General features: G+C 53.1%; 18 protein-coding genes and 2 pseudogenes. 5 read left to right on the top strand and 15 right to left on the bottom strand.

What is annotated here, in order from left to right:
- The 4 genes from ABK249_RS20830 to ABK249_RS20815 form a co-directional block, all read right to left on the bottom strand.
- The coding region (locus ABK249_RS20830) for a group II truncated hemoglobin (RefSeq protein ID WP_348863833.1) at window positions 1–334 on the bottom strand (334 nt) is incomplete at its 3' end.
- 500 nt (window positions 335–834) lie between these two features.
- Entirely contained in the window at window positions 835–1,764 is a 930-nt protein-coding gene (locus tag ABK249_RS20825) for a HEPN domain-containing protein (protein ID WP_348863831.1), read from the bottom strand.
- A 162-nt stretch (window positions 1,765–1,926) separates the two neighbouring features.
- Window positions 1,927–4,125, bottom strand: coding sequence for a relaxase/mobilization nuclease domain-containing protein (locus tag ABK249_RS20820; protein WP_348863829.1), 2,199 nt, complete (start codon window positions 4,123–4,125; stop codon window positions 1,927–1,929).
- A gap of 1 nt (window position 4,126) precedes the next feature.
- Window positions 4,127–4,498 (bottom strand): plasmid mobilization protein, encoded by a 372-nt coding sequence (locus ABK249_RS20815; protein WP_348863828.1) that lies wholly within the window; start codon window positions 4,496–4,498, stop codon window positions 4,127–4,129.
- 625 nt (window positions 4,499–5,123) lie between these two features.
- Here ABK249_RS20815 and ABK249_RS20810 point away from each other — a divergent pair.
- Window positions 5,124–5,306 carry a hypothetical protein gene (locus tag ABK249_RS20810; RefSeq protein ID WP_348863826.1) on the top strand — a complete coding sequence of 61 codons (183 nt, stop codon included), beginning with the start codon at window positions 5,124–5,126 and terminating at the stop codon, window positions 5,304–5,306.
- Window positions 5,307–5,525: 219 nt separating this feature from the next.
- Here the strand turns inward: ABK249_RS20810 and ABK249_RS20805 are convergent, their stop codons facing one another.
- Complete coding sequence (locus ABK249_RS20805; protein WP_348863824.1) at window positions 5,526–6,296, bottom strand: ABC transporter permease; 771 nt, start codon at window positions 6,294–6,296, stop codon at window positions 5,526–5,528.
- A gap of 355 nt (window positions 6,297–6,651) precedes the next feature.
- On the opposite strand from ABK249_RS20805, the gene tnpA reads away from it, so the two are divergent.
- Together tnpA and tnpB are read left to right on the top strand one after the other, a co-directional pair.
- Window positions 6,652–6,993 (top strand): IS66-like element accessory protein TnpA, encoded by a 342-nt coding sequence (gene tnpA, locus ABK249_RS20800; protein ID WP_348863823.1) that lies wholly within the window; start codon window positions 6,652–6,654, stop codon window positions 6,991–6,993.
- A complete protein-coding gene (tnpB, locus tag ABK249_RS33940) occupies window positions 6,990–7,157 on the top strand; it encodes an IS66 family insertion sequence element accessory protein TnpB (RefSeq protein ID WP_415926462.1) in 168 nt (55 codons plus the stop codon). The genes tnpA and tnpB overlap by 4 nt, the downstream gene beginning before the upstream one ends.
- Before the next feature lie 12 nt (window positions 7,158–7,169).
- Here the strand turns inward: tnpB and ABK249_RS20795 are convergent, their stop codons facing one another.
- Window positions 7,170–7,409 (bottom strand): hypothetical protein, encoded by a 240-nt coding sequence (locus tag ABK249_RS20795; RefSeq protein ID WP_348863821.1) that lies wholly within the window; start codon window positions 7,407–7,409, stop codon window positions 7,170–7,172.
- A gap of 46 nt (window positions 7,410–7,455) precedes the next feature.
- Window positions 7,456–7,563, bottom strand: a pseudogene (locus ABK249_RS20790) (IS66-like element accessory protein TnpA); the annotation flags it as partial.
- 71 nt (window positions 7,564–7,634) lie between these two features.
- Between ABK249_RS20790 and ABK249_RS20785 the strand changes: the two are divergent.
- Window positions 7,635–7,817, top strand: a pseudogene (locus ABK249_RS20785) (hypothetical protein); the annotation flags it as partial.
- A gap of 87 nt (window positions 7,818–7,904) precedes the next feature.
- On the opposite strand, the gene glf reads toward ABK249_RS20785, so the two are convergent.
- Both glf and ABK249_RS20775 read right to left on the bottom strand, forming a co-directional pair.
- Window positions 7,905–9,047 carry a UDP-galactopyranose mutase gene (gene glf / locus ABK249_RS20780; RefSeq protein ID WP_348863819.1) on the bottom strand — a complete coding sequence of 381 codons (1,143 nt, stop codon included), beginning with the start codon at window positions 9,045–9,047 and terminating at the stop codon, window positions 7,905–7,907.
- Window positions 9,048–9,175: 128 nt separating this feature from the next.
- Window positions 9,176–9,355: a hypothetical protein gene (locus ABK249_RS20775; RefSeq protein WP_348863818.1), complete on the bottom strand. Its 180-nt coding sequence runs from the start codon at window positions 9,353–9,355 to the stop codon at window positions 9,176–9,178.
- Between the two features lie 147 nt (window positions 9,356–9,502).
- Between ABK249_RS20775 and ABK249_RS20770 the strand changes: the two genes are divergently transcribed.
- A complete protein-coding gene (locus tag ABK249_RS20770; RefSeq protein ID WP_348863816.1) occupies window positions 9,503–10,732 on the top strand; it encodes a hypothetical protein in 1,230 nt (409 codons plus the stop codon).
- A 198-nt stretch (window positions 10,733–10,930) separates the two neighbouring features.
- Here ABK249_RS20770 and ABK249_RS20765 read toward each other — a convergent pair whose 3' ends face one another.
- The 6 genes from ABK249_RS20765 to ABK249_RS20740 form a co-directional block, all read right to left on the bottom strand.
- Window positions 10,931–12,262 (bottom strand): hypothetical protein, encoded by a 1,332-nt coding sequence (locus ABK249_RS20765; RefSeq protein ID WP_348863815.1) that lies wholly within the window; start codon window positions 12,260–12,262, stop codon window positions 10,931–10,933.
- Window positions 12,259–14,283: a GSCFA domain-containing protein gene (locus tag ABK249_RS20760; protein ID WP_348863813.1), complete on the bottom strand. Its 2,025-nt coding sequence runs from the start codon at window positions 14,281–14,283 to the stop codon at window positions 12,259–12,261. Before ABK249_RS20760 ends, ABK249_RS20765 begins: the two co-directional genes overlap by 4 nt.
- Before the next feature lie 163 nt (window positions 14,284–14,446).
- Entirely contained in the window at window positions 14,447–15,838 is a 1,392-nt protein-coding gene (locus ABK249_RS20755) for an HAD family hydrolase (RefSeq protein WP_348863811.1), read from the bottom strand.
- 135 nt (window positions 15,839–15,973) lie between these two features.
- Window positions 15,974–16,651 carry an acylneuraminate cytidylyltransferase family protein gene (locus ABK249_RS20750; RefSeq protein WP_348863809.1) on the bottom strand — a complete coding sequence of 226 codons (678 nt, stop codon included), beginning with the start codon at window positions 16,649–16,651 and terminating at the stop codon, window positions 15,974–15,976.
- Between the two features lie 17 nt (window positions 16,652–16,668).
- Window positions 16,669–17,463: an inositol monophosphatase family protein gene (locus ABK249_RS20745; RefSeq protein WP_348863807.1), complete on the bottom strand. Its 795-nt coding sequence runs from the start codon at window positions 17,461–17,463 to the stop codon at window positions 16,669–16,671.
- On the bottom strand, window positions 17,460–18,251 hold the full coding sequence (locus ABK249_RS20740; RefSeq protein WP_348863805.1) for a hypothetical protein: 792 nt from the start codon (window positions 18,249–18,251) through the stop codon (window positions 17,460–17,462). Before ABK249_RS20740 ends, ABK249_RS20745 begins: the two co-directional genes overlap by 4 nt.
- Window positions 18,252–18,274 lie beyond the last annotated feature (23 nt).

Below are 18,274 nucleotides of genomic sequence, written 5' to 3'. Positions count from 1 at the left end.
TCGTCTCGTCCAGCGCACGGCGGAAGCAGAGCATCCATTCGTCGCGCTCCTGAGGGCCGATTGCCGCGGCGAAATGGCGGGCGCGCAGCCTCGGATGGCCATGTTTTTCCACATAGACCGGAGGGCCTCCGAGATAACCGGTGAGATAATCGTAAAGCTTCGCCTCGCTGCCTTTAAGGCTCGGCGGATGGATGGCACGGCAACGGGCTGCTTCCGGCAGCGTATCCATCAGTTCATAAAAGCGCTTCACTAGGGGGCGCACCGTCGTGTCGCCGCCGATCGGCTGTTCGGAGGTTGACGATGACTTTCCGTGGGAGGTCGGATCGTCCGGCACTGATGGTCTCGTGGGGACGTCCGTTGACGATGAGGCGGGGATCTCCGGATTCTCGGCGACTTCCGTAGCCTGGCTCTCGAGCATGATGCAACTGAGGCCTTCGCATCCGTGAGAGGCAATTGCGATCTGGCCGGAATTTTTGGTCTTGGTCGTTTCAAGAATCTCCGCTGCTGGAGAAGTATGCGTCCCGGTGACGAAACCGGCTGAGACGTCTGTCCTCATTGCCTGGTGAACTCGCTTCTCCCAGGCCGACCACTTCGTTTTGAACGGCTTCATTGTGATCATCGAAGGCGCCATCCATGCTTTCAGGCGCCAGGCAGGATGAAGTAGCGATCACTGCAGCCATTGTCGCCGGGACATTGAGCGCCTGCGCAAGAGCGAATCGTGTACCCTTGGCAGGGAGTTCGGAGCCGTCGGTTGGTTCAGCGACCTTAGGAGGAGTTAGCCAGCCCTCGAGCGTGGCAGTTCACCCTATGGAGGCGGAGGAGATGGCACTCGGGCTACGGCATTTTCATAAGACGCTCTTCGCAGCTTATCCGGACGAGCGACTGCAGAACCGTTATGCGCTCGATCAGCCATTCCAGATCTTCCTCCGTGATCTCGTAATGCGGCGAATACCTTGCATCGACATAAGCGCGGTCGAGCCGCTCGAAACAGCGGCGGGCGAATTTGGTATCTCGCGGCCATGCCTCGATCAGTCGCGCGTCGATCCGCTCGGCCGAAGAGCGTAGGAATTTCAGGCGATGCGACTTTGGCGAGTAGAGGGTAAGGACGAGCAGGATGCAGTGATAGAGCTGTTCTGTAGCCTGATGAAGATTGAATGCAGCATGATTGATTTGCCCACTGCCCAAAGAATATTGACCGAGATGAAGGGAAAAACCCGCAGCAGGAAGCCATTTTTCGAAGTAACCTTGGGCCTCCTTTCGCGCCACGTCCTCGCTGAGAAGTCTTGGCGGTACAAACGGATAGCCTTCCTTCTCGTAGAGCATGATGCCGTCGCGGATGATGTCGATAAAAAACGGCCGTCCGCGTGCCAGCTGGTCGTTCACGTCTTGCAGCGTGTGAACGATGATGTTGACCGGCGTCTCGATTTCCTTGGTGATCGTCAATTCGCGCAGGAAATGATCGGATACATCGTGCCAGAGATCATTGTCTTCCCCGACGCTCTTCAGGTTGACGACAACGAGAATGTCGTAGTCGGAACGGTAACCGCTCTTGCGATCGTCCACCCAGTCGCCGCGGGCGTGCGAACCGAAGAGGATGACCTTCAAGATCCGCCCGGCTCTCTTCTTTTCGGAAAGCTTCGACTGCTGTGCCGCCTCGAATTCCTCGAAGATGATTTTCAAGGCGCGCGCCAACTCCCGCTGCTTGCGCTCCGGAAGATGGCCGAGGCCGTCATTGTTGTCCGTCACCAAAACACCCGTGTCCATGGTCTCAGTCGCACCTTACTCGTAGCTGCACCTTCCGCGCTCGGATCCGATTGGCATTCAACATTCACCTCGGACTATCCCCGCCGTCAAGGACGCAAGCGCTGAAGGTTGGCGAAACATTGGAAGGCTGGCTTCGAAGGTCATCGGCTCCCATGAGCGAAGTCACCTCTCGTACTCGTCTCGGTCATTATCACGATCTCGTTCCCGGCTAGCCCATAAGGCGTTCTCAGGCTTTGATAATGCTGCAACATCACGTTGCCGATCACCACTCTCGCGTTTCTGTTCCAATTGCCAAGCAGGTACGGCAGTAGCTCTGCCGGCTTCTGCCCCCTGCGTCGCAGAGCTTCGATCGGCATGGCTTTCAATGGTAGACCAGTCGTGAATTCTACCGCTCCCTGGGATTTCCGATAATTTTAATATTCTGTCTTGCATAGTTTGTCTTATTGCCGATCTGAGCACCTCACGGTCATGCTCGTCATGTTTCGACCGGATCGCTGCTTCTCTCAGGCGCCCGAACGCTCTGAAGACCGACGTCGCGATCTCGGCGAGGCTGCGACTTTCCGGCGCGGAGGCGGCGGGATCAGGTCGTTCTCCGGTGTAGTGCTGTTCGGCCGCTTCTCTCGCATGCTTCTTTTGTTCCGGCATGGGACGCGGCGCTGGCGGATGGGGTCCTCGAATGGGTTCAGAGACGCTGCGATCGTTTCCCTCAGCCAGCTTCCGTTCAAGCTCCCGCAGATCTTGCTTGGACCTCTCGGCAGCATTTGCCATCGTTTCCCCGTTTCCGCGGTGGGGTTCTCCGCTTGGGGTCGCCTCGGAGTGAAACCTCTCCGACGCTCCAGCAGCCCGATCAGACGTGAGCGGTAATTGTCTGACGGATTCCGACCGTCTATTTGATGATCGTCGATCGGCTACCCCAAACCGGAAAAGGGTCGATCTTGCGAACTGTTGGACTGTCTCGCTGTAGCCCTGGCTGGCCAACGCCTGCCAGTTCTGCCGAGCCATTGCGCGATAGTCTCGGCTGCGCTCGCCGCCGGCGAGATGCGGAACCTCCAAGCGTTTATAATCGTAACGGCGTTGTGCGCTGAAACTCGTACCCTCATGCTCTGTGCGGCCGACATAGTTGACAGGTCGAACGTGATGGTTCGTATATGCAGGTGCTGTCACCGTTTCACGGCGGTCGGTCATTTCCATATTGATGCCGTTGGCACGGGCATTTTCCGCAAGGCTCAAGCGCCAGCGTCGAAGATCGGTGACCCAAGTCTTCAATCGATCACCGTAGTCTGACACTGTCGTAATAACAGCATGCGCGTGGATGTGGGGTCTTTTTCCCCCCTCACGCTGCGGCCTCGGATCTCGCACCGGGTCATGCACTGCAAATACATACCGGTGTCCCTTGAATTCTTCGGCGAGGAAGGCCCGGACAGTGTCCTGAAACCGTGCGGCGTCCGTTCCACTGCTCGCCGATATGATCAAATGCAGCGTATCCCGCGGCCGGCTGCTTCCGAGGTTGTCCCGCCACCGCCGACGGACAAGCTCATTTGCCGCACTGACGTCAGCAACCGGTCTGGCGTGCTCGTCGTGAATTTGGCCTGGATGCTTATCAACGAGCTCTCGAAGACGCTTTGTTCCATATCGAACGCCGTGGCCATGACCGGTGAACTGGAAGCTTACCGTTTCAGCCTCTCGCGACAGCGTTTCTTTCAGTCGCGCGGTTATCGCTCCGCTCTCCCGACGATCGGCTGGAAGACGGCCTTCTGTCGGAGACAGAAGCACGACCAATCCTTCTATGCGCACGGATTGTGGATCCTGGGTCACAGCGAACGCAAATGGTCTGTCTTTGAAGGCGTGTCTGGCAATCAGTAAACCAGCATCCTCAGGCGGCCTGTGCGCAGCCTGCCAGGAAACTTCGATTTCGAACAGTCCAAGGTCCTGGCTCGCCTTCCGATTACTGAGGAGGGGCTCCCAGTCCCTCACGGTAATATTGGGTGCTTGGCCGCCCGTTAGTGTTTCGCCACGCTCATTTTCGATTTTCACCTCGCCGCCGCGCGACACATAATCAACGAGCTTTCTGACGCCCGTCCCGCCGCCAAAGCCGACCACCTTGACGACCGCAGGCTGGGCTCCCGAAGCGAGGCCGACAAAACGTTGCCTCATTTCTTGTTCGTTGCTGCGATCGAATCGCTCATGCGGCAAGCGCCCGGCATGGCTACCGGCATGTCCCAGTGTCTCGGGAGGAAGGCTGGCGCGTGCGCGCCGGCGCCAATCGTCCTCAAGCCATTGCGCCCTTCTCGAAAGCTCTGGCAGGAGTGTCTCGCGCTGACCAAGCCACTCCTCCGCAAGGCGGCGATATAATGGTTGCATTTCAACTCTTCCCTGGATGTGTCGTCAGTCTTTTCGTATGAGCGGATAATTCTACGCACAAAGCCGCGATCACCCGCTGCATGCCGAGTATTTCTTGCTTGCAAGACGCTTCGATAAACCGTTCTTCGCGGTTGAGGGAGATCAACAGGCGCGTGAGGTTCAGCCCCTCCCGCTTGAGCTCATCGCGCAAAAAGAGGAGAAGCAGACGATCTTCCTCGGAATAGAACGGCTGAACCCCGGCACGGTCGAGCGCCACGGAGCGAACAAAATCAGTCACTGTCGTTTGCGCCCGCGCCGCGGTTTCCGCGATCGCAGCAAGCTCATTCGCTGTCACGCGGACGGAGATACATTTTGCTCTTTGCTGCTGGCCCATGTAACCAAACCTCAACCGCTACCCTTTTGGATCTGCCGCTCTTTTGAGCGTAGCGCCAGCCTCGCCTTGAGGCTCATGAAAGCGGCGGCGAGAATATCCCATTTTTTGTCCTTGATCCAGGTCTGATAACGATATTAGTCATATTCCTCTTTTTTTAAATATCAGGCGTATTATCTTTTTGTGGCGGAGACATTAATAATAAGTGCGCAATTTCAATATGTTATATAAATAATCGAAGTTCTTTTTGATATTTTTACGAGAAAAATCACAACGGTCAATTTTGGTTTTATAACTAAAGAAGTAAACTTAAATTCGTGATTGGCTGATATTTCCGCTTCCTGATGGGCATCGACGTCGCCGAAAAGGGTAGGCCCTGTCTTTCACGATCATGCCATCACCGGCTACGTCATGGCGCCAATCGTCGCGCTCAGTTGCCACAAAATTGATCTCTCAATCGTGGATAGTGGCGGGGTGGCTAAGGTAAATCTAGCTTCTGGTCGTCCAAAAAAATAGGCGGTTTAGGGTACGCATTCGGCGAGCCTTGCAATTGCCCCGCATCTGGGCATCACTGCTATTTCGGTTCCGAGGCGAATGTCTGCCAGCCGGCTGAGATGCCAAGGTTCTTATGGTGCCGATCTATGCCACAGTGAGCCGTGAAAACGGCTTTCCATGGACGGCCGGCACGCCGAACGCCGACACCCGCATCAGTTCGATCATTCTCGGTGACGGCATCCACTATGGCAAGTACGGCATCGCTCAGTATGGAGACGTGGTGGCACAGTTCATCCTGGCGGCATTGGCAACCTAGCGAAAGGCAAAAAGCATGACGGTTACGCTGTTGCAGCCTCTAACCAATGACAATCATCCATGATCACCGCCGCACGGGTGTTGGCGGCAGGCGCCGCACCAGGCGACGAACATTCGTCCTTGCCGCTACACCAGGACTAAAATGTCGGCCGCGACTGCCTTGGCCGAGGATTTACCGACAACTGCTGCCAGGGGTGGCTGCATGCATTGAGCTTATGCTTCAATTTTGGCGCCGCGCCACTGGCCAAACAGTAAAAATGAAAAGACCTGAAGACAGTAATATCAGCGAGAACCAAAACAGATAGGGAAGGTCCATCCCATCCATTATGTCAGCGCCATAAAAGCCTTCTCTAAACAGAATGACGACGTGTGTGACGGGATTTGCGAGGAGAAACTCTCTGAATGGGTGCGGCATCTGGCGCGGTACATAGAACACGCCCGAGAGCACAAAGAGCGGCCTCATTATGATCCCGAACAGCTTTTCGTAAAGCGGAAAACGTTCGAAAAGGACGATGTTCCCGAGGGCGACGCCAGTGGCAAGAGCCCATGCGAATACCATTGCCTCGATGATATCACCCCAGAGCAAGCTGTGAGGGTGCTTTTCGCCATGGCGTGTCACCCAAAGAATAACGAAGGCGACAAGCAAAGAAGTGATCGCCTGAAGGATGCCTCTGGCGACGATCGGATCAATTGGTGAAACCGTCGGGTACTGTAGCAGTCCCTTGTTGGCGCTGACCGCTGAGGTCAAATAACTCGCCATACCGCTATACATGTTATAAGCGAGAAAGCCTGTGGCAAAGAAAAGCGGGAAGGATGCGCCGAGTGCAGGCAACCGCGCAAACGCACCGAAAATCACGCTCATGACCGCGACGTAAGCGATTGGCTCAAGAAAAGCCCAAAGATAGCCGCCTGGGCTACGCCCATATCTCGTTGCCACTTCTCTCAAGAGAAACGCCGACACAATTCGGATGTGAGATTTTAAGTGATCCAAGATGGTGCTCCATCACTGTCCTTGGTTCGTTCATACCCTCACCAAAGCGGCGACTTCAAGCCGGAACTCGATTTCGACTTCTTTCATCCAGGTCCCAGTGCAACCGCGGCGGCGCCTTTCGATGCCAAAATCGGAGAAGAACAATAGAAGACAAAGAAAAACCCGAGGCGAAGGGATCACTTCAGCGCCCAAGCACGACGACAGTTCGCGAAGGGCCAACATTACCGCACGCTTCCAATTCTCCTGAGAAAGCCGGCGTGGTTCGTATCCCTCCGGCGTGGACCGCCTTGCGAGTTTTTGGCGATATCGTGATTTTGCGCTCTTGAGAGTGGACTTAAGAGCGCAATGAGGAACTATGGCACAGGCCATTTTGCTGACGGGTCAAGAAAGGCGTCGTCGTTGGTCACCGGACGAACGGCTGGAAATTCTGGAGGCAGCATTTGCTCCGGGGGCAAATGTCTCGGAGGTAGCGCGTCGTTTTGATGTTTCGACGGGGCTGCTCTACACGTGGCGGCGCCAAGCGCTGTCTGTGAAAGATGGGCCCGCTTTCGTGTCGGCGACTGTCCTGGACGTTCCTGGCAACGGCGATGGTTGTGCGGCAACCATCGTTGTGGACTTTGCGAACGGTATCAATGTGAGGATTGCGTCCGGGGCGCTTTGTGATCTTGCCGCAGCAGTGATGCGTGCGCTCAAATGATCCCGATCAGTTCGAGCGTGCGGGTTTGGATTGCGAGCGGCCATTGCGATATGCGCAAGGGAATGCAGGGCCTGGCTCTGATCGTGCAGGAAGGTCTGGGTCGAGACCCGTTCAAGGGTGACGTTTTTGTCTTCCGCGGGAAAAGCGGACAGTGCGCTTCATAATGCATCCCTCCATCAGATTCCGGACAACCGGACGACTTTATCGTATTGATAATCTTCATAAAACTTCGGGCGTCGATCGATGACACCCTGCACCCCTATCCGGACGGCTTCCGAGGATAATGCTTCGACGGGAACCATCCACGGTGAGCCGGGAAGGATTTGCGTTGCAGGTAAAATTCCTCTCTGCACCAGGCTTTTGGCCGATCCGACGCAAATACCGAGTTTCTCCGCCGCTTTCATCAAGCTGATCATCGGTACGTCCACTTTGGTGGCATCATATTCGGGAACGGGTTTATCGTCAAAGCGTCTCTAAGCCGCGGATCCGCAGCAACGCCTCCACATCCACCGTCTGATCAGCGACTACTCGGCGACCGTTCGCGCTCACCACCTCCATACGGCTTTCCGGCTTCCGCTGGTTTCGATGATCCCTTCCTTCTCGAGGTTGTCGGACGATGTCCACCTGAGGATGTCGGCGGTCCATGGGGCTGCGAAGAGTTCCTCAAGGCAATTGCAGACACCAACCATGAGCGTCACCACGAACTTGTAAAATGGTGGGGGCTACGCACTCTACGATCCTGGCGACGTCGACGCCGCCAATCTCCGCAAAAACGTCGAGGCTCTAGCTGCAGAGTGGCGGCGCCGATCGTGCAAAAAACCTAGCCCTGCGGTCCTCGGCGAATGCCTACTTATTGATGGCGGAACTGTGCGGTCTGAAGCGCGCGTTATTGATCTCTACGGAGTTTACGATCAGGACGCTTGAAAGGAAGCGCGGTCCCGTAACCACTTCTGGACGTTCATGAGGGACTGGTTGATGACTTGATGCATATCTAGATATTGATAAGTTCCGCAGCGGCCAATGAAGTTCATGTGGCCCCCATGAGACCTCTGCTCCGCGTATCGGCGATAGACTAAATCGAATCTGCCATCCTTATTCTTGACAGGGTAGTATCGTTCGAAATTGTTCAAGCGGTAGTCGCAGGGTTCCTCAATAGTCTGCACAACGTTATTGGTGCGGTAGATATGGTGACCTGGCAGCACATGCCACCATGTCTCACGGGTGTATGGAGATGCATCCGTGTAATTGATCACTACTCGACTTTGAGCTTGAGTGATCGGAACCTCAATAAGGTGGAACTTGATCGACCGATAAGGGAGTTCGCCAAAGGCGAAACTATAATATTCGTCAATCGGCATACTGTTGAAGCAGAAATCGTACTGTTCCGAGCGCTCCTTGTCGAAGGCTTCGCTGAGCCGTACGTGGATCCGGGGATGGTTCAGCATCCGCTCGAATAGTGTCGTGAAGCCATCTTTCGGCATCGCCTGGAACGAGTCATCAAGAAAATAACGATCATCTCGGCTCGTTCTGATCTGTAGTCTACGTACGACCGCAGCATCTATTTCCGAAAGACTCATTCCCCACATTTTTGAGGTATAGGGCCGAAAAAACAAATCTGTCAGTTCAGTGCCGATCGCGGAATATAGATATTCTTCTGCGCTTGTAATTTCGCTCCTTGCAACAGACTTGGTAGTTAAAAAGGCTGTCACGGCATCTTCCGTTTCAAATCTCGTGCCGAATACTTCATTAATTGTATCGAGATTTACCGGGAGGGGTACAAGTCGCTTGTCCGATAGGCGCGCAACTACTCGATGCTCATAGGGGATCCATCCCGTAAAGCGTGTCAGCCAATCGACGACTTTTTGACTTGATGTGTGAAAAAGATGCGGGCCATATCGATGTATCCGCACTCCACTTTCGTGGACGTAGTCGAAGCAGTTTCCACCGATATGGTTTCTCTTATCAATAACATCTACTTCGAAGCCTGCGTCAGCCAGCTCTCTTGCATGCACGGCTCCCGCAAAGCCTGCGCCAACTATCAGAATACGTGTCATTCGAACCGCCTCAAATCCATAACCGAGTGAAGCGCCGCCAAATTGCATAGTCGCGTGCGGCTTCGCAATAGGGTTAACCCAGGACATCGCCATATAACCGCCACGGGTAACCAACGCAGGAGGGCCTATCAACCAAAGATCGCCTGTGATGCGGCTTCTTCAGCGATCCTGCACCCTACCAAATTCCGCTTGACCATGTCATAGGCATTGCGAGGTAGCGAGGCTGCAAGATTGACAGCGCCTATGTTTGGAGGGATGGATTGCGAGCAGAATGTCTTATCTGAAAACGGTTTCACCTTGTCGCTCATGCTAACGAGTTCGTCCCTGCCGCGTCGGCGAGTGCAGGGTTGGCTGCCGCGTACGTGCGCATGGAACTCAAGCTTGACTGGCGCCCTCGGTAATGCTCACTACGCAAACAGGCAGAGGCCGGCACTTTTGGGGAGTGGATTTGCGGCATGAAAACCTGTTTGCTTTTTACCGCCAACGATCCGCAGCTTGGTGCTTCGCATCTGATGACGAGTACGCTACGCGATACCGCACGCGGCGGCTATCAGGGCGACATTTGTGTACTGTCCACCAGCCTTTCGGAGCGTGCCAAAACCTATCTCGACCGACTGGGTATCGACTATTGGATCGATGACATGAGATGGGCGGAACACCGGATTGCTTGGCAGACCATATTTCCCGACAGATCGGAACGTGAGGCCCTGGCTGAATTTCGGGCCTACCGCAACAAACGGATGAGCAAGTTGATCTATCTCGAATGGTTCGCTCGTCACGGAAAAGACTATGACGCCGTCGCAGTAACCGACAACGATCTCTATTTCCAGCATACTATCATCGACTTGTTCGCTCTGGCTGAAAACGGTAGCATTAACTACGGCAAGGAGGACAATCCCATCCTTCCGGGCAGCAGTCTGTGGTTGAAGGACTCGGCATATCGTCGACACACTGGAAAATGGAGTCATGACGGTGGCCGTCATGAGGTGAATATCGGCTTCATCGTCGCTCGGCCAGATGTGATGGCGGACCTGTTCACGGAGATCAGGGATCGCTTCATTTCACTGCCACCTGCGCTGATCAGGGATGCCAACTGGCATGACCAAGATCTGGCCCGAGCATTGCGTTGTGAACGCCCGGATCTCTTCGTCGAATTCCCCCCGGATACAATCCTGCACCTGTGCGGAGGGGGGAAGGCGCTCGTTGAGCAGCGTGAGCCGGGTCATTTCATCAACCGTCTCAGCGGAAACACCCCGCGCATCGTTCATTTCGGAGGTGGTGCCTGGAAGGACTTTCCCACCATCGCGCCCTCATATAAAGTAAGTTCGCAGATCATCTTTGATGATATCAATCAGTGCCCGATCGAGCAGACCAAATTGGCCATATCGAAAGCCGTATTGGACAGCAGGACAGGTGTGCTGCGGGCAAATGGCTGGTATGTCTCGGATCAGGCACAGGTCGAGATTATTTTGAGCATGGATGGTGTGGGAGTCATCGGAAAGGCACGCGTTGGTATGTCGCGGCCTGACGTGCGGCGCCAGCATCCCGATGAGAGCCTGACAGTCGGTGGGTGGGAGGTGGTGCTGACCGTTCCTAAGGTGAAGGTTGAGCAAAGGCTCTTCGTCACGTTGCTGACGGGGGCAGGTAAGAAAGCGGCAAACGTCCAGATCGCTGCAGCCAACTAATCCATCTCAGGCGTGAGCGGGACAAACAGTTCAGTGGTTGACGAGGGCCTCCGCGAATTTCGATTTGCCGGAGACATGCGGGGGGTCGCTTGCTAGAGAGTGAACAGATTTCTAACTCTACCTCGGAAACACTATTGGCGAGGCAGTAGTCCGCGTGAATATCGGGATCGACGAGCGCTATCTCGCGCCAGTGGCGACTTATCCATGTGATGCATGTATTGCTCTTTTGATGAATCCTTTAAAGGCCGAAAAAAGGAGATAAAAAACACCTCCATTTTGCTTCGTGTAAAGCGAACGGTTCGACATATAGCATGCGAAATGTGCTCTGGTTAGAAGCCTATCCATGATGATAATTTCTACCTTACGACAAAAACCGGGATTTGCATTGGCCATGGGCGTTGAACGGCATTTAACATCAATTGCTTGTTGTCCCTGAACCCAGAGCGCAAACTTTTGCTGGCGTTCGGCAGGGGGGATCACGACATATCTTTGAGTGATACCGTTGAAACGGTCGTCGAAGGTCAGCCCTGTAAACAACACGGCGTCGTCTGCGTGCGGGCTATCGAGAAATGCCTTCAGTTTATCTCGCGCTTCAATAAGTGCGTCCTGAGGATTACCTAAGCGTCTGAAATACATCGCATATCGCATCACCCCTCGTTCGATGGCTAATCCGATAGTTCTGGATCTCGGATCGGAAACAAAATCATCGTAAACTGGCGAACTGTCTTTATCGAAATAATGAAACGTCCCCCGTTGCTCGGATAGAATGACTTCGAAAAAATAGCGGTGTCGATTCACAAAGCTCTCTGAAGAGTCTGGCGCAATAAACCCAGCATCAAAGGCAGTGATAGGGCCTGATTCGCGAGCCACTTTTTTTGCGCTCTTATGAGTAACAAGATAGAATCCCCCTACTGGGGTGTTGAGCAATTTTGAGAAAAATTGCTGAGTTTTCGCTCGATAACCAATATCAACCACAATAGGATATCTGCTAGCCAAAGTAGCATCAAGATATCTTCGATATTCGCTTCTGTATTGCTCGGAACGTGCAATAATATGTGGCAGAAGATCCTTAATACCTTCCGGCCAACGACATTCTTCGGAATCTGTACGAGAAAATCTACCTTTAGTGTTGGGAGCAGGGGGGGGCGATTGCGGCCGCAACAAGCGGGGCTGGCCCAGAAAACGATAGATTGTCAGCAGAGCCTCACTCTCTTGGTTCGCTTTGGCCAGAGATGAATAGAACTTTAGGATCTTCTCTTCTGTCTCAAGTTCTGCATAGCGGTTGGTGGCCCGCGACGCCAACACGTAATGGGCTACTTCAGCGTCCTCAGGAAATAGAATCCGGTAGATCTTTTGTATAAGGTAGCCGTCTCGGGCTAGAAACAGCAGACATGCATCTCCATCAAGCTCTTGTTTTCGCATTCGCAGCCAAATGCAAAAATCAACGAGGTATGGTCCGAGCAAACCGTAACCAAAATTCTCGATGTTGCCATTGAGCATCGGCCGCGCGCCCTGCTCGGCGGATCTCATCTATCAAGTGCCTCCTCGTCACAGACAACTTCGTCGACACTGCTAATTCGCGTTAGAAGTTCTTCGTTTATTCGCTGCGCTTTAGAATTCTTCTCTTCGTCTATCGACCCTGTCGTTAGGTGTTTGAAGAACAGGCGCATTACATGATCAACGCCTTCTTGATTGATTGAACGCATATCATCTTCGAAATATATGCTTTTGCTGTAATTTCCTGTGATGATTTCATACGAAGGGAAGTAGAATACGTCGCGAAGCGCACTGCATGCCTCCTCGGCGGCTACGCGGAGAACAGACTTGCTGTAAATAGTCGAGCTAAGGACGTGGCGCGGTTCATATGTCGCGACCAGTGGTACCGGAGAGACAGTTAGTAGAACTCGGCATCGAGAATTGATACCCCTCAGCTTCTCGATGAACTCAATCAAATCTGCGGCAACTTCTGGAGCTGTAAAATTAACAAACTCGTAGAGCGTTGGGTCGAATAGACCACCTGCAACTCCTGGTGCCAGCGGGAATACGGCCCCGTCCTTCTTTGACCGCCATGCTTCCGTCAACCCGAGTGTGAAGACAAATACATCAGCCTCTCGCAAGACTCTTCGTACAGCGTGTAAATGTTCTTCTCGCGATTCAGTGACGGACCGCGCGTTAGGAAAACCTGCTGGCTCGATTTGTGGTCGGAAAGGATCGACAAAGCCCGCGACGGGATGTGACCAAATTGAATCTTCGGGAACAAAAGTTCCCATCGCCCGATCGAATAGCTGTACAAGCTGCCTAGTTGTGTAAACATTCCCGTACCGTGCAGAGAAGACTCCGTAGTTGCGTTCCTTTGCTTGAGTCTCGGAAAGGCCTTCCGGAGCGGTTTCAGAGACGAGGTAGAAAAAGCCCTTCTTCTGAAGACGGGAGGCAATATGCTGCGCGAAACAACTGCCTGCGGTAGCTATCTTATCGCCCGCACTAATTTTCAAATCCATCGAAACAACTGGATCGACATCTGGAATGGGAATGCTGGAGATTGCCCTTTTCCAGAACTGAGGATCTGGTAGCCCCTTATAGGGATGCTGTACTTTATTGATGTCTTTGTGGTCGGATGCAGAGTTTGATCCATGTTGCCGATAACGGGTAATAATGTTGCCAATGACGTCCATCGACTCATCGTGGCTCTTGGCGACGCTTCTACAGATCAAGGCTTCGCGGGGAATCGCTTTAAGACGTTCAAAGCTACCGTGAACAAATTCTTGAAGGTCGATAATATGCGGTCGCTTTTCGACGGGCACATGGCGATCCGAAACTTTAAACGCTAATTCACCCTCGATGCCGAGCTTGCTCGCTACTTCCGGGTAGACTGGCCAAACTATATCATCGGCGCCACGATCAGATACGAATCTGGTAATATTAGTATAGCGGCTCTGAATTCCGGCATTTAACAATAGTCGTTGCGCAATATCTCCACTGACGAACGAGAGAGGATGGTTAATCGTATGCATGAACAGGCCACGGTTGCTCCAGCTCTCAAATAAATCCGTTATATCGTGTCCCAATTCTTTAAAGTTGGCAAGTAGAATGGCTCGAGTCGGTTCCCATATATCTAAAAACCCAAGCTTTTGATAAACTGTCTCATTAAACATCCTTACGGTTTCGTCGACGCTCAATCCATGCAAGTAACTATAAACTGCGATAGATGAACTGTAGTCTCCGACCGGAGAAGTGTTTTGCAGGGCTTTGGATAGGCCAATATAAACGCAATCTGGATGGAAAGCCGGGAAAGAGAAGGGGGGAAAGAAAAAACAATTGTCTCGAGCTTTCAGCGAATTGAATGAAAATGCTCCGAAAGCGTCTGATCTTAGCGGTTGGGCAAATATGATCTCTGATTTCGCAAGCTCGATTTCCTTTTCACGTCTCTTCCGCTCATCGGTCGCATCACTGTGAGTAAACAACTGCACTTGGTCGTTTGGTGACAAAGCGCGTATGAACCGCGTCAAAGTTTCCGCTTGGCAATTTCCAATTACGGCGATCCGATATCCCACGATTGTTCACCTCTCTCCACATCAAACCCGAGTGTGACACCAGCCATAGCCAAGCTGGTGGTTCGTGCCTATTCGCGCGCTCGCCAAGATGGCGCAGACGTGTGCTCGCGAGCGACCGTCGTGCCTGAACTAACGCACCGCATTTCACTTAACGGCGCATATGTCAACCGGCCCGACATTTTGCGTGCAATCTATGATAGAATTTAAAGGCTGGATTTTGGGTGCTAGCGAAGAAACTGCTACGGCTCACGATCAGTCGAGCATATTCTCTTGTTCCGAGTAAAGGCCGGAGGGCAATCAACTCCATTCGTCGGCAAAACGGAAGAAGGGTTACCGGGACGGATGCCTTGATTGATGGATTAATGGCAGGAAGGGCTCCCAAGAGTGCTTTGTCACTCGCCGAGTGCACGTGTACAACGGTTCGAAAGAGAATATCGCAGAGATTCCGGAAGTTCAGAGAATTCTTCAGGCGATCGCCAAGCAATGCTTCCGCGTCAGCAAGGAATTTGTTTGCGGAATTCTTCATGCGTACGAAAGCTGGAGTGTCGGCATCAGTGTCATCGGTTGCCTGCACCCATTGACCTACAGGCGCGATTTCGCTGTGACACTTCGTGCTCTGGGCAAGCAGGAGGATCGGGCCGAGATAGCCATATCCAAAGGCATGGTCATCGTCATTAAAGAGAGTGCCCTGTTTCCATTGCCTCTTGTCAGGTCGATCAAAGCAGGTATTGATAATCATCCCCAAAAGAAGGCGGCTTTCCATGGGCAAGTCATCGCCGATCTGTGCCCACAATTTTGCGAAATCGCGAAGGGCGAAATATGTATAAACAGCCGATGGGATATACGCAGCCCTTATCCCGGCATCCTGTGCTCGCTTGACATCGGAGTGTAGATTGTCGCCCAAATGTAGCATTTTTGAACCGACGATATTTAGATCCTCAAGCACAATGGAATACAGCTTTCCGCTTGCTTTGCATCGACCAAACTCAGAGGAAACATATACTCGCTCGATTGCTTGGAAGCCTTCTTCTTGGAGCACCGACCAGATGAAATCACGAGAAGCGTAGCTATCTGATACCGCTATGAGTCTCTTGCCCTTCTGACGAGCGTGCTCATAGATTTCCCGGATCAGCTTTCGGCCTGAAAGCGATCTTCGTTCATTGTCGAGTTCGACTGTTTTGATACCAGCTACCTCCCTGGCGGAAAGCCCGGTGATCTCTGCTAGGGCCTCGTAAATCGCGTCAAGAGTTGGCTCCTCCCGAAGCGGATCCTGTTCTCGCATTCTTCGTCGTGCCAATCGCTCGGCTTCCTTACGAGATGCAATAAAGTCTCCTGAAAGCCGCTGCTTTTGTAGCTTCAGGGCGGTTAAAAAAAATAGGTCGGCTGGTTCGATTACCGGGCGGACGAGGAGGGTGTCGTAGACATCGAAACTGACAATTTCCACAGAAGGGTCGTCTATGGTTTTCAATATCTGGGATAGAGAGAAAGCGGATGCCTGGCCGAAAGTGGCAAAATTTCCGGTAGAGCAAAGAATAGAGCGGAGAAATCCTGTCATCGGAAAAGTTTCTGCCCATGCGTCTGACGGAGAGACCTAAACGCAATCGCATCATAAGAGATAGATCACCGAATGCTCGGCCTCACAAATTTATTTTGAGAGGGTATCTGCGGCCCCGCAGATACCCTGGTCCGCCTAAGCTTGACGGCCTATTACACCGATCAGCGCCGCGGCAATGTCGAGATCCGTCTGGGTCTTGATGACGTGTCCGGATATCGGCCCTACTGGATAGAAGCCCACCCGCCCATGATAAGTAGCAGTTTTCCTCTGGCTGAGTGCATCCAGAAAAACGGATCGACGCCACGCGGTGATCGACCAGGTTATACGCTGCAGCGGCTTAAGATCTTGGCTGTTTGTCTTTTCGGCGAATGTGAAGTTAACGGGCTTTCCTTCAAAGGCGACTTCGATTTGGTCCAGGATACAGGACAGCAGAACGTCATATTCGCCCTGCTTGTAAGTCTCCACAAATCCCTTGATCTCTCCTGCCATCAACAATGGGGCGATGGAATGGACTTGAAAAATTGCTTCGCATTCATGCTTGCGAAAAAACTCGCCAACGAAATCTTCGGACGTTGCCACGTTGTTAGCCAATTCTGCAGGGCGCTCGTGGAAATTCGCGCCTTCTGCAAGAGCGACTTCCGCAATTTCTTCGCTTTCAGAATTCACCCAAACTTCATCGAAGCAATTTGATGCGAAGCACTTGCGGATTGCGTGAGCGATCAGAGGATCACCATTTAGCAGAGCGAGGTTCTTCTTCTTGAGTCGCTGGGAGCCCAAGCGGGCCGGGATCATAGCGATGAGCTTTCCTGACATTGTTTTTTCCTCGCTGCTTATGCTCGTCCGAAATCCGGCCACCACAATGGGGTCATCAAACGGTCTATACTCTCAAAAATGTCTGGATGGGCACACAGGCTGCGCAGGGGCGCCTTTGAAAAGGCAAGTTCGAGAAGGTCGCCGTTCTCGCTTGCTGCAAATGAATGGTAACAGGCTCCAGCTTCTTCAGCGATTAGTCGAGCGGCGGCATCGTCCCAAAACCGAGCTTCTTGTGAAATCGCAAATCCTAGGCGCCCGCCAGCCACGTAACAGAGATGCAACGACTGGCTACCAAGGTTCCTGATCTTCGCCATGGTGCGTAGTGACGCATAAATGTCACTTCGCTCATTCAAGGCGTCGAGGGCTCCAGAGGAAATTGCCGCAAGGGTCGATGGTTTATTTGTGAGACGTAGCGGCGAACCGTTAAGAGTTGCTCCCTTGCCTTTCTTGGCAAGATACAGATCTTGTCCTGCCACATCCAGCACGGCGGCCATCTGGGCTTCGTTTGCGTCGAAGAAGGCAGCGCAAACCGCATAATGAGGTACGCCAGCCATCATATTGTGAGTCCCATCGATAGGGTCGATGATCCAAAATGCACCGGTGGGACGCTGCATTGCACGCTCTTCGCTGAAGACAGGAATCCCGGGCGTTAGTAAAGCGAGTTGCTCTGTCAAAAATGCATCCAGTCGTAGGTCTACATCTGTGACATAGTCCAGCTCTGATTTCTCAGTGACATCGGAAAATCTCGCGGAATCAACGAGATCACCAGCGCGACGTAGGACAGTGCCGAGTGTGCCAAGTTCCGACATCATGCGGTTCCGATTCCGGCGACGAATCTTAATTCCTCGTGATCATTGTAACACACGGAGATGTCTGCACCTGCCGTGAAATTCACGCAAGGTGTCGCGCCGCCTGTTGAAATCCACTGACCTGGCCTTGGGCTAAAGCCTTGCGCCAATGCTTCGATGATAAAACTGCGAGCGCAGATATCTGGAGGGGATAGAAGGGCGGAGGAACCTCCGGTGGCAATGGTCTGGCCATCCTGCTTCACACGCAAAACGCTGCCGGCCCAGTTCGTGAAATCATCCACAGGGTGGGCTCGTCCGAGAGCGAGAAAGCCTGCGGCACACCTATCGGCAATAAGAGCTGTAACACCTATGTCTGCCAAGTTTTCAATTGGCGAGGAAGGTAGTTCCAGCGCAGCGCACCAGGCATCGAAAAGCATCGAAAGCGGTGCTTCATCAGTGTTCTTTCGATCTGCTCTCAAAAAGTCGGCCGCCGTCGATGCTATTCTAAGGGCGATTTCCGCTTCTCCTTTTAACTCGTATGTTTGAAAAGCCGGTGCTGCAGACGGGAGAACGGCAACCTCGCGCTCGTGAAGCGGGCCAAAATAGAGCTTATTCACTTTGAAGATGCGCTGGGTCGCCGCAGTGGTGCCTCCCAGTTTCCAGGCGGCTCCATACGCTGGATCGCAATCGATGATGCGATGGAGCCCACGATAGGCTTCCGTAATGTTTGCTGGAATCTGGGTGGGCGATAGGTGCACGCTCCTAATGGGAGTCATTTCAGTCCGAAAATAGGGCGCTTCCTTCATGCTCACTGTGGCCTCACTAATTCATCGTC

The sequence above is a fragment of the Neorhizobium phenanthreniclasticum genome (genome assembly GCF_040066075.1).
Lineage (GTDB): Bacteria > Pseudomonadota > Alphaproteobacteria > Rhizobiales > Rhizobiaceae > Neorhizobium > Neorhizobium petrolearium.
Note: the sequence above shows the minus strand (reverse complement) of the source record. Positions and strands in the feature narration are given on the sequence as shown.